11 protein-coding genes are annotated in these 13,206 nt (G+C 69.9%); 10 read left to right on the top strand and 1 reads right to left on the bottom strand.

The window, feature by feature from the left end; genetic code table 11:
* Nucleotides 1–102: 102 nt before the first annotated feature.
* From ACQ3HE_RS02605 to ACQ3HE_RS02575, 7 genes are all read left to right on the top strand, one after another.
* Nucleotides 103–1,374, top strand: coding sequence for an alpha/beta hydrolase (locus ACQ3HE_RS02605; RefSeq protein WP_430891222.1), 1,272 nt, complete (start codon nucleotides 103–105; stop codon nucleotides 1,372–1,374).
* Nucleotides 1,374–3,899 carry a bifunctional lysylphosphatidylglycerol flippase/synthetase MprF gene (locus ACQ3HE_RS02600; protein ID WP_430891220.1) on the top strand — a complete coding sequence of 842 codons (2,526 nt, stop codon included), beginning with the start codon at nucleotides 1,374–1,376 and terminating at the stop codon, nucleotides 3,897–3,899. The genes ACQ3HE_RS02605 and ACQ3HE_RS02600 overlap by 1 nt, the downstream gene beginning before the upstream one ends.
* Before the next feature lie 146 nt (nucleotides 3,900–4,045).
* A complete protein-coding gene (gene leuA / locus ACQ3HE_RS02595; RefSeq protein WP_430891218.1) occupies nucleotides 4,046–5,806 on the top strand; it encodes a 2-isopropylmalate synthase in 1,761 nt (586 codons plus the stop codon).
* Between the two features lie 126 nt (nucleotides 5,807–5,932).
* A complete protein-coding gene (locus ACQ3HE_RS02590; protein ID WP_430891217.1) occupies nucleotides 5,933–7,117 on the top strand; it encodes a sensor histidine kinase in 1,185 nt (394 codons plus the stop codon).
* Entirely contained in the window at nucleotides 7,114–7,803 is a 690-nt protein-coding gene (locus ACQ3HE_RS02585; protein WP_079705757.1) for a response regulator, read from the top strand. The genes ACQ3HE_RS02590 and ACQ3HE_RS02585 overlap by 4 nt, the downstream gene beginning before the upstream one ends.
* Nucleotides 7,804–7,912: 109 nt before the next feature.
* Nucleotides 7,913–8,671 (top strand): ABC transporter ATP-binding protein, encoded by a 759-nt coding sequence (locus ACQ3HE_RS02580; RefSeq protein ID WP_079705758.1) that lies wholly within the window; start codon nucleotides 7,913–7,915, stop codon nucleotides 8,669–8,671.
* Nucleotides 8,668–10,080: an ABC transporter permease gene (locus ACQ3HE_RS02575; protein ID WP_430891215.1), complete on the top strand. Its 1,413-nt coding sequence runs from the start codon at nucleotides 8,668–8,670 to the stop codon at nucleotides 10,078–10,080. The genes ACQ3HE_RS02580 and ACQ3HE_RS02575 overlap by 4 nt, the downstream gene beginning before the upstream one ends.
* Before the next feature lie 6 nt (nucleotides 10,081–10,086).
* On the opposite strand, the gene ACQ3HE_RS02570 is transcribed toward ACQ3HE_RS02575, so the two are convergent.
* Nucleotides 10,087–10,755 (bottom strand): trimeric intracellular cation channel family protein, encoded by a 669-nt coding sequence (locus ACQ3HE_RS02570; protein WP_079705760.1) that lies wholly within the window; start codon nucleotides 10,753–10,755, stop codon nucleotides 10,087–10,089.
* An 83-nt stretch (nucleotides 10,756–10,838) separates the two neighbouring features.
* Here ACQ3HE_RS02570 and recO point away from each other — a divergent pair, with 83 nt between their 5' ends.
* Genes recO through ACQ3HE_RS02555 form a run of 3 tightly spaced genes read left to right on the top strand, consistent with a single transcriptional unit; the run spans nucleotide 10,839 to nucleotide 13,103 of the window.
* Nucleotides 10,839–11,576, top strand: coding sequence for a DNA repair protein RecO (gene recO, locus ACQ3HE_RS02565; RefSeq protein WP_064293640.1), 738 nt, complete (start codon nucleotides 10,839–10,841; stop codon nucleotides 11,574–11,576).
* Complete coding sequence (locus tag ACQ3HE_RS02560; RefSeq protein ID WP_124769218.1) at nucleotides 11,573–12,394, top strand: isoprenyl transferase; 822 nt, start codon at nucleotides 11,573–11,575, stop codon at nucleotides 12,392–12,394. The genes recO and ACQ3HE_RS02560 overlap by 4 nt, the downstream gene beginning before the upstream one ends.
* A 28-nt stretch (nucleotides 12,395–12,422) precedes the next feature.
* Nucleotides 12,423–13,103, top strand: coding sequence for a DsbA family oxidoreductase (locus tag ACQ3HE_RS02555; protein ID WP_079705763.1), 681 nt, complete (start codon nucleotides 12,423–12,425; stop codon nucleotides 13,101–13,103).
* Nucleotides 13,104–13,206: the final 103 nt, after the last annotated feature.

Genomic DNA, 13,206 nt, shown 5'->3' with positions numbered 1-13,206 from the left:
CTTGCATGTCTGCTTTGGGCCCGCTGTGGAACCCGTCATCTGGCCGACAGGCTCGCGAGCGCGCGGACATACTGGTCCTCGGGGTCGCGAGAAGGAGTCCGAGTGTTCGACTGGTTACTGGCCATCAGGCTGGATCGTCCGGAGCTCCTCGTCTGGGTCGGCGGTGCCGCCGTCCTCCTGGCGATCATCCTGTTGACCGGGCGCCGAACGGTTCGCGGCTGGCTGACGATGCTGCTCGTGGCGAGCGGTGGGGCGCTCCTCGCCTATGCCACGGCCTGGTTGCTCGGTGACGTGCTCGACGTCTTCGGGATCGAACTGACGCCGGTCACCCGTGCGTGGGCGGCGGTCGGGTTCGCCGGTGCCGCCCTCGCGATCGCGGCGATCGTGCGGACCCGGGCGTGGCGGGTCGTCGTGGCGAGCCTCGCCATCCCCGCGTTCCTGCTCATCGGGGCGATCGGCGTGAACCAGGACTTCGGTGAGTTCGCGACGGTACGGGCGGCGTTGGGGATCAGCCCGTACCAGTCGTTCTCGGCCCTGCCTGCCGCGCGGGGGACGACCACGTCGTGGCAGCGACCCGCCGACCTGCCGAGCGGCGGGCGGGTCGAACACGTGGACATCCCGGCGACGACCTCCGGGTTCGCCCACCGGGACGCGCTCGTCTACCTGCCACCGGCCGCCCTGACCGCACACCCGCCGGCACTGCCGGTCATCGAAGCGTTCAGCGGTCAGCCGGGAGAGCCTGCAGACCTGTTCGCGTCGGCTGGGATCGCCGGGATCCTCGACCGCTTCGCCGCCTCGCATGCGGGTCTCGCTCCGATCGTGGTCGTGCCTGATCAGCTCGGCGCTCCGGACCACAACCCGATGTGCGTCGACGGGCCGCTCGGCAACTCGGCGACGTACCTCACGGTCGACGTCCCCGCGTGGATCTCGGCGCACCTCCCGGTGTCCGCATCGCGGACGGACTGGTTCATCGCCGGGTTCTCGCAGGGCGGGACCTGTTCCATCCAGCTCGGCGCCGCGCACCCCGAACGCTACGGCGGCATCCTCGACATCTCGGGGGAGGTCGTCCCGTCCATCGGACCGACGACGATCGCACAGGGCTTCGGCGGGTCGGCGACGGCGTACGAGGCCGCGGCCCCCTCCGCGATCCTCGCCGCACACACCCCGTACGCGGACACCGTCGGCGTCTTCGGCTACGGCAGTGACGACAGCCGCTACGGTCCCGGCGTCCGGCGGGTCGCCGCGATGGCCTCGGCTGCCGGCATGCGGACGACGACCTTCGTCTCCGACGGCACGGCGCACGACTGGCACACCGTCCACACGGTGTTCGACCGAGCGCTCCCCGTGATCGCCGCACGATTCGGGCTCGCCTGATGCGCGCGGGGAGGGCGACGCCGTTCGGTCGACTCGTGACCGGCGTGCTCCGGTCGGTGCCGATGAGCATCGGGATCACGGCGCTGGTGTTCGTGGTCAGTGCGTTCGTGTGGCGGACGCCGCCGGTGGCGACGCCGGCCTGGCGGTCGGCGATCCGTGAGGCGGCCGGCGTGGGGTACGAGCAGGTCGTGGTCGACGGACACTGGTGGGCGCTCCTGACCGGTGCCCTGGGAACCGACGGGGTGCTCGGGCTCCTCGCCTTCCTGCTGATCGGCGTCCCCGCACTGGTGCTCGCCGAGCGACGGTTCGGCGCCGCCAAGACGCTCCTGGCGGTGCTGGTGACCGCGGTCGCCGGGAACGCGCTCGCCATCGGGCTCCAACTCCTCGGCACCCTCGGCGGCGAGTTCTGGAGCGGCGAGGTCGCCCGCATCGTGGCGTTCGACCCGGTGGCCGGCGCGCTCGGCGCCCTCGCCGCGTCGAGTGCGTTCCACGGGCCGCTCTGGCGTCGACGGATCCGCGCGTTCGTCGTCGTCGGTGCCCTGATCGTGCTGCTGTACTCGGGGCTCCCGCAGGATCTCGCACGACTGTTCGCAGCGCTGGTCGGCGTCCTGCTCGGGATCGTGCTCGCCGGGGCCACCCCGTCGGTGCGACGCGTGCGGAGCTCGCACCACGAGACCCGGGTGCTCCTGGCGTCCGTCGTCGCGATGATGGGCGTCGGACCGCTCATCACCTTCCTGTCCGGCCGGCACCTCGGTCCGCTCGCGCCGCTCGTGCTCCTGCTCGAACAGAACATCCCGGACGCCGGACGGGTCATCGGCCAATGCCGCACGGTCGGCGTGTCAGCACAGTGCCTGCGCGACCTCACGCTGGTGCGCGTCGACGGCTTCGGAGCGGTGCTCCTGTCGGTGGTCCCCATGATCGCCCTGCTCTTCGCAGCCTGGGGCTTGCTCCGCGGCAGACGCTTCGCGGTCTGGTTCGCCACGTCGATCATGGTGTCCTTCGCCGTCCTGAGTGCGCTGTCGCTCGGGGCGGGCGTGCGACTCCACCCGACGGGACACCCCTCGTCGTTGCTCGGGACGGGACACGGCGCGCAGCAGCGGTCCGTCGAGATCGCGATCGCGCTGTGGGCGGCGATCCTGCTCCCGCTCGTCGTGGCGGCGCTCCTGGTCGTGCTCCGTCGTGGGTTCCCCGTGCGGGCCACCCGGCGCAGTGCCTGGGGGTACCTCGCCCTGGTCGGCGCGTCGTGGGTCGTGCTCGCCGCGCTCTTCGTGGTCGTCGCCCTGCTGCAACCCGGAGGATTCTCGCCGAGGCCCGACGTGTGGGAGGTCCTCCGTGCGGCGCCGGAGCGTTTCGTCCCCGCCGCGTACCTGCGGAACGTCCTTCCGGGCTTCGTGCCGGTCGCGCCGCTCACCGGTGTGGTGTTCCACGCCGTCGGACCCGTCTGGTGGAGCATCATCCTGCTCGGCGCGGTCTGGCCGCTGAGCCGGGTCGCGAACGCCATCGCGCCGGCCGACGAGCGCCGCCTGCGCGAGCTCCTGGCCGAGGGCAGCGACTCCATCGGGCACATGGCCACCTGGCCGGGCAACCTCACCTGGTTCGACCCACAGCGCAGCGCCGGTGTCGCCTACCGGATCGTTGCGGGGGTCGCAGTCACGACGGGCGGCTTCTTCGGGAGGGACCGCCACGAGCAGGGGGTCCTCGAGCGGTTCATCGAGCACTGCGAGGACTCGGGCCTGACGGTGGCGTTGTACAGCGTGGACGAGCAGACCGCAGGAGCCCTCCACCGGATCGGTTGGCGCACCGTCCAGGTCGCCGAGGAGACGGTCCTGCACCCGCAGGGATGGAGCATGGTCGGCAAACGCTGGCAGGACATCAGGTCCTCCGTCAACAGAGCCGACCGTGCGGGGATCACCGCCGTCTGGTCCACCTACGGGGCGCTCGGCGTCGGGCTCGCGGCGCAGATCGCCGAGATCTCCGAGGAGTGGGTCGCCGAGCGGAAGCTGCCCGAGATGGGGTTCACCCTCGGCGGGATCGATGAGCTCGTCGACGAGGAGGTCCGGCTCCTGCTCGCGGTCGACGAGCAAGGACGGCTGCACGGCGTCACAAGCTGGCTCCCGGTGCGGCGCGATGGTGAGCTGGTCGGTTGGACCCTCGACTTCATGCGGCGTCGGACGGACGGCATGAACGGCGTCATGGAGTTCCTCATCGCCGAGGCCGCCGCTCGGTTCAAGGAGGACGGCATCGAGGAGATGAGCCTCTCCGGGGCCCCACTCGCCCGCTCGAGGAGCACCGAGCAGCCGGAGACGGACGGGATCGACCGCGTCCTGACCTACCTCGGGAACGTGCTCGAACCCGTGTACGGGTTCCGCTCGCTCCTCGCCTTCAAGGGGAAGTTCCAGCCGGAGGAGCGTCCGCTCGTCCTCGGCTACGCGGACCCGCTGACCCTGCCGGCGATCGGCATCGCGGTCGGGCGCGCGTACCTCCCGGACGTGTCCGTGCGAGACCTCGCCTCGTTGGTCACCTGATCGGCCGCGCGGGGGAGTGCTATGCTGACGACGTGTTCTCCGGTCTGCTCCTCCTTAGCTGCCGCGACGAGTCCTAGTTCCAGGCCTCCCTCGTCGCGGAGTTCGTCATTGGCTCACCCCCAATCCCACGAGGAGATCCCAGGATCATGAAGAACACCCAGACCCCATCAGGCATGCCGGTCCATCGCTACCGCGCCTACCAGGACCAGTTCGACGTCTCGCTGCCCGATCGCACGTGGCCTGACCGTCGGATCACCGAGGCCCCGCGCTGGTGCGCGGTCGACCTCCGCGACGGCAACCAGGCCCTCATCGACCCGATGAGCCCGGAGCGCAAGCGCATCATGTTCGACCTGCTCGTGAAGATGGGCTACAAGGAGATCGAGGTCGGGTTCCCGAGCGCGAGCCAGACCGACTTCGACTTCGTCCGCAGCCTCATCGACGAGGGTGCGATCCCCGAGGACGTCACCATCCAGGTGCTGACCCAGGCACGCGACCACCTCATCGAACGCACCTACGAGTCGCTGCACGGCGCGAAGCAGGCGATCGTGCACCTGTACAACTCGACGAGCATCCTGCAGCGCGACGTCGTGTTCCGCAGCGACAAGCAGGGCATCATCGACCTCGCCCTCCACGGCGCCCGGAAGTGTCGCGAGATGGAGTCGACGGTCCCCGGGACGCAGATCTACTACGAGTACTCGCCGGAGAGCTACACCGGTACCGAGCTCGAGTTCGCCGTCGACATCTGCAACCAGGTGGTCGAGGTCCTCGAGGCGACGCCCGACCGCAAGGTCATCATCAACCTGCCGTCGACGGTCGAGATGGCCTCGCCGAACGTCTACGCGGACTCGATCGAGTGGATGAGCCGCAACCTGGCCAACCGCGAGAACATCATCATCTCGCTGCACCCGCACAACGACCGCGGGACCGCGATCGCGGCGGCCGAGCTCGGCTACCTGGCCGGCGCCGACCGGATCGAGGGGTGCCTCTTCGGGAACGGTGAGCGCACCGGCAACGTCGACCTCGTCGCGCTGGGCATCAACATGTTCACGCAGGGTGTCGACCCGCAGATCGACTTCAGCGACATCGACGAGGTCAAGCGGACGGCCGAACACTGCAACCAGCTGCCGGTGCACGAGCGGAGCCCGTGGGCGGGCGACCTCGTCTTCACGGCGTTCAGCGGTTCGCACCAGGACGCGATCAAGAAGGGCTTCGAGGCGATGTCCGTCGACGCCGTCTCGCAGGGCAAGGACGTCGCCGACCTCGAGTGGGCCGTGCCGTACCTGCCGGTCGATCCGCAGGACCTCGGGCGCAGCTACGAGGCGGTCATCCGCGTGAACTCGCAGTCGGGCAAGGGCGGCGTCGCCTACCTGCTCAAGACCGATCACGCGATCGACCTGCCGCGTCGCCTGCAGATCGAGTTCTCCGGCGTCGTACAGGCGAAGACCGACGCCGAGGGTGGCGAGGTGACGAGCGGCCAGATCTGGTCGATCTTCCAGGACGAGTACCTTCCGGCAACGGTCGCGGACGCGAAGTGGGGTCGGTTCGAACTGCAGTCCACGAAGACGTCGAGCGACCTCACCGGCACCGTGGTCCTCGAGGTCGCACTTCGCGACGGCGAGCAGGTCGAGGAGCGCACCTCGACCGGCAACGGACCGATCGCGGCCTTCCTCAACCTGCTCTCCGGGCGCGGCATCGAGGTCACGCTGTACGACTACGTCGAGCACACGCTGAGCGCCGGGGGCGACGCCGAGGCGGCCGCCTACGTCGAGCTCCAGGTCAACGACCAGCGCCTCTGGGGCGTCGGCATCGACGGCGACATCGCGACGGCCTCGCTCAAGGCCGTCGTCTCGGCGGTCAACCGGGCCGTACGCACGCAGGTCGAGGCGCGGGAACTGGCCTCCATCTGACGATCCCGCTGCGCCGGGCCGGCCCTCGGGTCGGCCCGGCGCAGCGCTGTCCTCCGGCGTACACCCGGAGGATGATCTTCCCGCGCGAGGACGGGGTGACCGGCCGCCAGGTCGTACGGTTGGAGGATGTTCCGCACGCTCCGGCCCGGCCAGCTGGCCCTCGACATCGCGCTACCGTCGGTGCTGTTCATCCTCACCGCAGCTGCGTACACGACGCGCCCAGCCGGATACACCATCGTCCTGCTCGGCATGTGCGGTGCACTGGCGCTCCGCCGGCTCGCTCCGGCGATCGCGCTGTCCGTGGCCTGGGCCGCGGCGCTGCTGCAGCTCATCCTCCTGCTCGCGCCGGATCCTGCGAACTTCGCGATCCCGGTCGTGCTCTACGCTGCGGCGAGTTACGGCGGCCGGGTGGTGCGATGGGTCTCCTTCGCTTCCGCGTTCGTCGGTGCCGCGCTCATCGCGTTCTACGTGATCGTCGTCCCGAGTTGGACCACGGCCATCGGCGCGGAGATCAGTACCTTCGGCCTCGCGAACGACATGACACCGGTCGCGCAGGTGACGGTCGGGCTGTTCATGTTCCTCGCGTTCGCCGCCTTCTTCGGCCTCGCTTGGACCGCAGGTGTCCTCATGCGGACCTGGCGGCTCGCCCGCGAGAGCCGCCAGGCGCAGCTCCTGGCCGAGCGCGACGTCGCCGTGGAGCAGGAGCGCAACCGGATCGCGCGCGACATGCACGACGTGGTCGCGCACTCCCTCGCCGTCGTCATCGCCCAGGCCGACGGTGCCCGATATGCGCTGGCCGCGGACCCGGATTCGGCCGACCAGGCGTTGCGGACGATCTCGAGCATCTCCCGCGAGGCCCTCGCCGACGTCCGGGTGTTGCTCGCGCAATTGCGATTCCAACAGACCGAGGGCCCGCAGCCGGTCATGGCCGACCTCGACCGGCTCTACGAGCAGTTGCGAGGAGCCGGACTGGACGTGGTGGTCCAGAGCCACGGTCAGGAACGACCGGTGGCGACCGGTTCGCAGCTCGCCGTCTACCGGATCATCCAGGAGGCGCTCACGAACGCGCTCCGACACGGCGACCATCGTGGGCCGATCGACGTCCATCTCGACTGGACCGGACCCGAGCTGCAGCTCTGGGTCGTCAACCGGGCGAAGGTCGAACTGCCGAAGGCCGGCACGGGGCACGGACTCGCCGGGATGAACGAGCGCGCTACGCTGGCAGGCGGCAGGTTCGGGACGACCCTGGTGGACGGTCTCTTCACCGTCTACGCATCGATCCCGTACGCGACGGTGGGAGTGACGAGATGACCGATCCGAGTGACGCGACGGCAGCGGGGGCGATCACGATCGCGCTGGTCGACGACCAGGCGCTGTTCCGAGGCGGGATCCGCATGCTCATCGGTTCGCAGCCGGACCTCCGCGTCGTCGGCGAGGCCTCCGACGGGCGTCAAGCGGTCGAGCTGGCCGCACGGACACGTCCGCAGGTCATCCTCATGGACGTCCGGATGCCGGTCATGGACGGGATCGAGGCGACGAAGACGATCCTGGCGGAGGCGGACGCGCGCGGGGGCGAGCGGCCTCGGATCGTCGTGCTGACCACCTTCGACCTCGACGAGGCGGCCGCGACGGCCATCCGAGCCGGGGCGAGCGGGTTCCTGCTCAAGGACGCGGAGCCCGAGTTCCTGCTCGCAGCGATCCGCACGGTCCATGCAGGGAACGCGGTCATCGCCGCGTCGGCCACCCGCGAGCTGTTCGAGCACTTCCAGCAGGCTCCGGCAGCTCCGGCCGCACCGCAGCGCTATGCCGAGCTCACGGCGCGAGAGCGCGAGATCTTCCTCCTCGCGGCGCGCGGGCTGAGCAACTCCGAGATCGCCGCCGCCGAGTTCCTCAGCGAGGCGACCGTGAAGACGCACATCAGCCGGATCTTCGCCAAGCTCGAGGTGCGCGACCGGGTCCAGCTCGTCGTGTTCGCCTTCGAGCACGGCTTGGTCTGACCGCGGTCCAGCACGCACCCGCGGAGTGATCGAGGATCATCCCCAGGATGTACCCGGGTCGCTCGTGCGCCCGACGCGCACCCGGCACCGCACTCCGTAGCTTCGGAGTATGACCACTTCAGCACAGCCGTCCGTCGTCGCCAGCGTCCACGGACTCCGGAAGAGCTACGGACCCGCCGACAACCAGGTCGTCGCCCTCGACGGCGTCGACCTCGAGATCGAGCGGGGCCGGTTCACCGCCATCATGGGCCCGAGCGGCTCGGGCAAGTCGACGCTCATGCACATCATGGCCGGCCTCGACCAGGCCACCGCAGGGCGGGTGCGCCTCGGTGACCAGGACATCACGGACCTCGACGACGGGCAGCTCACGATCCTCCGTCGGCGTCGTGTCGGCTTCGTGTTCCAGGCCTTCAACCTGGTCCCGACGCTCGACGTCGCGGCCAACATCCGGCTGCCCTTCGAACTCGACGCCCGCCGTCCGACCGGTGAGGAGCAGAGCTGGATCGACGTGCTCGTGAGCACGCTCGGACTCGCCTCCCGACTCGGGCACCGCCCGCACGAACTCTCGGGCGGACAGCAGCAGCGCGTCGCGATCGCGCGTGCCCTCGCGACGCGACCCGAGCTCCTCTTCGCGGACGAACCGACCGGCAACCTCGACTCCCGCACCGGGCGGAGCGTCCTGGCCCTGCTGGCGGCTGCCAGCACCGAATACGGGCAGAGCATCGCGATGGTGACGCACGACCCGATCGCCGCGAGCTACGCGGACCGGATCGTGTTCCTCGCGGACGGCCGGGTCGTCGAGGACCGACCCCGATCGACCGCCGAGCAGATCTCCGCGCTCATGCTCGGCATGGAGCGTGCAGCATGAGCCGGGCCGATCTCGGGCCCCGGGCCCGCGAGCATCGCGCGAGCCTCCTCGTCGCGACGCTCAGCGCCTCGTTCGGTGTCCTGTTGCTCATGGTCACGAGTGTGCTCTCCACCTTCATCCTGGCCGACGACGTCACGGGGTCCAGCGGCTCCGTCGTGATCATGCTCATCCTCGCGGCCGCCGTGTTCGTCTCGCTGGCGGTGTACGTCGGCGCGATCGTCACAGCGAACACCTTCGCGACGATCGTCGCCGGGCGGACGAGGACGATCGCGCTGCTCCGCCTGATCGGTTCGACGGCGCGATCGCAGCGTCGCGCCGTCGCGAAGGAGGGCGTCGTCGTCGGCCTGCTCGGCGGGGGAGCAGGGCTGCTCGTCGGACTCCTCGCGACCTTCGCGCTCGTGCGGATCGGGGTCGCGACCGGTGTGCTGCCCGAGCTGCCGTATGCGATCGCCGAACCGGCCGTCCTCCTGCCGGTCGTCGCAGTCGTCCTGACCACCTGGCTCGCGTCCTGGATCGGCGCGCGTCGCGTCCTGACGGTCACCCCGATGCAGGCGATCGGAGGATCGCAGGAGTTGAGCCGAGAGGAGGCCACCGCGCGGCCCGCCCGGAACGCGGTCGCGATCGGTCTCTTCGTGGTCGGTGTCCTGCTCCTGCTCGCCGGTGTCGGCGTCGGGCTCGTGTCGCCGCTCGGCGTGCTCATCGGCATCGTCGGCGGGATCGTCTCCTTCTCCGGCCTCGTGCTCGGTGCGCACCTCGTGATGCCGCCGGCACTGCGGCTGGTCGGTCGGCTGTTCGGCACCTCCGCGACGGCTCGACTCGCCGCCGAGAACGCCGTCCGCTACCCGGAGCGCAGTTCACGCACGACGATCGGACTGGTGATCGGCGTGACCCTCGTGACGATGTTCGCGGTCGCAGCGGCCAACTTCCAGGAGTTCGTGATGAACGCACAGGCTGCGAGTCCGGAGGTCTACGAGGGCACGCAGGCCGTGGTCGCGACGACCGTCGGCGTCTTCTCCGCCCTCATCGGGCTGAGCGCGCTCATCGCCGCGGTCGGGATGGTCAACAACCTCTCACTCAGCGTCCTGCAGCGCACCCGAGAACTCGGACTGCTCCGCGCACTCGGATTCTCGGCGGCGCAGATCCGTCGCATGATCGTGATCGAGGCGGCGCAGCTGACCATCGCGGCCGTCGTCGTCGGCCTGGTCCTCGGGACGTTCTACGGCTGGGCCGGTGCCCAGTCGATGCTCGGCGCGATCAACGGTTCGCCCGGGCTGATCTTCCCGGTCATCCCGTGGGCCATCGTCGCCGTGATCGTCGTGCTCGCCGCACTCCTCACGGCTGTGGCCTCGGTCGCCCCGTCCCGTCGGGCGACCCGGATCGCGCCCGTCGCGGCACTCGCAGTCGACTGAGACGACTCAGCCGCGCGTCGAGCGGCGCCAGATCCGCCATCCGCCGATCTGGCGCTGCTCGGGCAACGTCCACCCGAACCGGACCGCCAGGAGGCGGATCACCGCGGTCGAGGAGACACCGACGATGGCCGCGATCCCGAGCGGCGCACCGAAGGTCACGGCGAGGACGAGGAGGGCGGTCCCGACCGCGGCCGCCACGGCGTAGAGCGACCCGACGTGCATGAGGGCGACGGGGACGCCGAGCATGACGTCGCGGAGCACCGATCCGCCGACGGCTGAGACGGTTCCGACGAAGATCGCCGGGATGACCGGCAGGCCGGCTGCCAGGGCTTTGGTGGAGCCGATCGCTCCGAACATGCCGATCGTCAGGGCGTCGAGACCGATGATGACCGGCCCGAGCCTCGTGATGGTGCGCAGGAGGAACATCCCGAGCAGGGCGGCTCCCGAGGCGACGGGGAGGTACCAGTTGTTCTGGAGGGACGCCGGCACCTGTCCGAGGAGGATGTCGCGGATGAGACCGCCACCGAGTCCGACGACGACGCCGATGATGGCGACGCCGAGCCAGTCGAGCTGACGATCCTGGAATCTGGCCGCGAACATCGCGCCCTGGACGGCGCCGATGGCGACCGCCGAGAGGTCGACCCACAGCGGAACGACGAAGAGGACCTCGTTCACGGCTTCATCTCTCCAGGCGCTCCTTCGATCCCCGACGGCGGTTCCCGGGTCACGTTGTCGGTGCGAGGCGGGATAATCGATGCGTGCCGGTATATCGAGACGAAGTGGTGGTGTTGCGGACCCACAAGCTCGGCGAGGCCGATCGCATCGTCACCATGCTCTCACGCAGCAGGGGCAAGATCCGGGCGGTCGCCAAGGGTGTCCGTCGCACCGGCTCGAAGTTCGGGTCCCGGCTCGAGCCGTTCATGGTCGCCGATGTCCAGTTCTACGAGGGCCGCAGCCTCGACACCATCACCCAGGCCGAGTCGCTCGGTTCGTACGGCGCCGAGATCAGCGCCGACTACGGGAGCTACACGGCCGCCAGCGCGATGGTCGAGACGGCCGATCGCCTGACGGAGTCCGAGGGCTCCCTGCAGCAGTACCTGCTGCTCGTCGGCGCCCTGCGGTCGCTCTCGAAGCATGAGCACGGTCCGCGGCTCACCCTCGACTCCTACCTGCTCCGGGCGTTCTCGCTCGCCGGTTGGGCACCGAGCTTCGGCGCCTGCTCGAGGTGCGGCACGGAGGGTGAGTACTCGCACGTGGTCGTGCAGCTCGGCGGGGTCGTGTGCGACGACTGCGCGCCCTCCGGGAGCCCTCGGCTCGACGCCGACACCCTCTCGCTCCTCGGAGCACTGCTCTCCGGCGACTGGGAGTACGCGGAGGCCGCCGCCGAGCAGACGGCCTCACGGGCGAGCGGATTCACCGCCGCCTATGCGCAATGGCATCTGGAGCGCGGCCTGCGGTCGCTCGCGCACCTCGAACAGGATCGGAGCCGCGGGTGACCCCGAAGCCCTACACCCACCGCGACGCGGTGCCGTTCAAACCGATCGACTGGACAGGGGAGGTCCCGCCCGAGTTCGCGAAGGGTGAGGTGCCGTCGCACGTCGCGATCGTCATGGACGGCAACGGCAGGTGGGCGAACCGGCGCGGACTCACGCGTGTCGAAGGGCACAAGGCGGGCGAGGCCGCACTCCTCGACGTCGTGGCCGGTGCCCTGCAACTCGGGATCAAGCACCTGTCGGTGTACGCGTTCTCGACGGAGAACTGGAAGCGCTCACCCGACGAGGTCCGCTTCCTCATGGGGTTCAACCGCGAGGTGCTCCATCGACGGCGCGACCAACTGAACGAGTGGGGCGTGCGCGTGCGCTGGTCGGGGCGTCGGCCGCGGTTGTGGACCTCGGTCATCAAGGAGCTCCAGACGGCGGAGGAGCTGACGCGCGACAACGACCGCCTGACGCTCACCATGTGCGTCAACTACGGCGGTCGCAACGAGATCGTCGACGCGGTGCGCAGCATCGCCGACGACGTCGCCGCCGGCCGCATCAAGCCGTCGGCCGTCTCGGAGCGTCTCGTCCAGAGCCGGCTCTACCTGCCCGACCTCCCGGACGTCGACCTCTTCGTCCGGAGCTCCGGAGAGCAGCGCACCAGCAACTTCCAGCTGTGGCAGTCGGCCTACGCGGAGATGGTCTTCCTCGACACCCTCTGGCCCGACTTCGGGCGGCGTCAGCTCTGGGAGGCCGTCGAACGGTACGCCGGACGCGACCGTCGTTTCGGCGGGGCGCGCGACGTGCCAGACGCCCCGGCGCCCTCGGGGGAATGACCGACGGGTGTCGGTGGTTGGCCCTGACATGAGTGAACCCATCAAGATCGACATCTGGTCCGACATCGCCTGCCCGTGGTGCTACATCGGCAAGCGCAAGTTCGAGCGGGGTGCGGCGGAGTTCGCGCAGCTCGGCGACGGACGCGAGGTCGAGGTCGAGTACCACTCCTTCGAGCTGGCACCCGACACCCCGGTCGACTTCGACGGCACCGAGATCGACTTCCTCGTGAAGCACAAGGGCATGCCGGCCGACCAGGTGCAGCAGATGCTCGATCGGGTGACGGGGATCGCCTCGGACGCCGGTCTCGAGTACGACTTCGGCATCCTCCAGCACACGAACACGGTGAAGGCGCACGAACTGCTGCACTTCGCCAAGGCGGAGGGGAAGCAGCTCGAGATGACCGAGCGCCTCCTGCGGGCCTACTTCACCGAGGGCCGCCATGTCGGTCGCATCGAGGACCTCGCCGACCTCGCCGTCGAGGTGGGGCTCGACCGGTCCGCCGTGGTCTCGGCGCTGGAATCCGGCCAGTACACGCAGGCGGTCCGCGAGGACCAGGCGACGGCACAGGGGTACGGCATCCAGGGCGTCCCGTTCTTCGTCATCGACGGCGCCTACGGGGTGTCCGGGGCGCAGGAGGCGGCCGCGTTCACGCAGGTCCTCGAGCAGGTCTGGACGGAACGCGCGAGCACCGAGCCGGTGCAGGCGTGAGCACGGAGACGACGTCCCCTGAGCGCAGCGTCGATGATCAGCAGCCCGCGACGGTCCGGCCGGCGCTCCGACTCCTCGGGGGCGACGCCGTCGTCTGCGAGGG

Origin of the sequence: Plantibacter auratus (genome assembly GCF_050587365.1) — a bacterium.
GTDB lineage: Bacteria > Actinomycetota > Actinomycetes > Actinomycetales > Microbacteriaceae > Plantibacter > Plantibacter auratus.
This window is presented reverse-complemented; position numbering and strand designations above follow the sequence as displayed.

Coding starts and splice junctions, on each gene's coding strand:
- ACQ3HE_RS02575 (WP_430891215.1), top strand. CDS start 8,668: ATGAGCCGGGCCGATCTCGGGCCCCGGGCCCGCGAGCATCGCGCGAGC.
- ACQ3HE_RS02585 (WP_079705757.1), top strand. CDS start 7,114: ATGACCGATCCGAGTGACGCGACGGCAGCGGGGGCGATCACGATCGCG.
- ACQ3HE_RS02555 (WP_079705763.1), top strand. CDS start 12,423: ATGAGTGAACCCATCAAGATCGACATCTGGTCCGACATCGCCTGCCCG.
- ACQ3HE_RS02600 (WP_430891220.1), top strand. CDS start 1,374: ATGCGCGCGGGGAGGGCGACGCCGTTCGGTCGACTCGTGACCGGCGTG.
- ACQ3HE_RS02580 (WP_079705758.1), top strand. CDS start 7,913: ATGACCACTTCAGCACAGCCGTCCGTCGTCGCCAGCGTCCACGGACTC.
- ACQ3HE_RS02590 (WP_430891217.1), top strand. CDS start 5,933: ATGTTCCGCACGCTCCGGCCCGGCCAGCTGGCCCTCGACATCGCGCTA.
- leuA (WP_430891218.1), top strand. CDS start 4,046: ATGAAGAACACCCAGACCCCATCAGGCATGCCGGTCCATCGCTACCGC.